Source organism: Burkholderia sp. AU4i (assembly GCF_000466765.1).
Taxonomy (GTDB): Bacteria; Pseudomonadota; Gammaproteobacteria; order Burkholderiales; family Burkholderiaceae; genus Burkholderia; species Burkholderia cepacia.
The window spans coordinates 1-886 of sequence record NZ_ASSI01000457.1; the positions used below are offsets into that span (position 1 = coordinate 1).

Below are 886 nucleotides of genomic sequence, written 5' to 3' on the forward strand. Positions count from 1 at the left end.
CGCAGTGCGATCGCGGCGGCCGACGCGACGTCTTCCATCGACAGGTTGAACGCTTCGCCGGTCGGCGAGAAGCCGAGCGGCGACAGCAGCACGAGCTTGCGGCTCGCGAGAGAATGACGGATCGACTCGGCGTCGATCTTGCGCACGATGCCCGTATGCGCGAAATCGACCCCGTCGAGAATCCCCACCGGCCGCGCGGTCACGAAGTTGCCCGACACGACGCTGATGTGCGCGTGCGCCATCGGCGAGTTCGGCAGACCCTGGCTGATCGCGGCCTCGATGTCGAGACGCACTTCGCCGGCCGCTTCCTTCGCGGATTCGAGCGCGCGCGCATCGGTGATGCGCAGGCCGTGCGAAAACTCGGATTCGACACCGTGCAGGCTCAGCTGCTCCTCGACCTGCGGGCGCGAACCGTGCACCAGCACGATCTGGATACCCATCGCCTGCAGCAGCGCGATGTCGGACACGAGCGCGTTCAGGAGCCCCTGCTGCACCACCTCACCGCCAAACCCCACGACGAACGTGCTGTTGCGGAACTTGTGGATATAGGGCGCGACGGAGCGCATCCAGTCGACGAACTGCGCGTGACTGGCGGCCGAATCGTCGGCGGCCGGCGGCGTCGCGGCGCCGGTCTGGGCGGGGGGGAGGTCGGTTTGGGAATTCATGGGCGGGATTATAATGCGCCCCCATGTCGAATGTTTCTAAAAGTCCCGCGCCGACGCGGGCCAATACGCCGTCGGCCCGGCACCCGGATGGTGCGGCCGACGCACGCGAGCAGCAGGGCCAGCCAGCGCGCCAGCAGCAGGAAAAGCAGGCGGGCAAACCGGCAGACGCGCCGCGCGCGCCGCGCGGTGACGAACGGCGCGGCGATGCGCGCCAGCCGGCC

The 886-nt window shown here is 68.7% G+C and carries 2 protein-coding genes; one reads left to right on the forward strand and one right to left on the reverse strand.

The features are described from left to right. Window positions 1–665, reverse strand: a 665-nt coding sequence (gene argA, locus L810_RS43480) for an amino-acid N-acetyltransferase (protein WP_042978503.1), incomplete at its 3' end; no start/stop codon positions are given. A gap of 23 nt (window positions 666–688) precedes the next feature. Here argA and L810_RS49910 point away from each other — a divergent pair. After that, the coding region (locus L810_RS49910) for a hypothetical protein (protein WP_373453125.1) at window positions 689–886 on the forward strand (198 nt) is incomplete at its 3' end.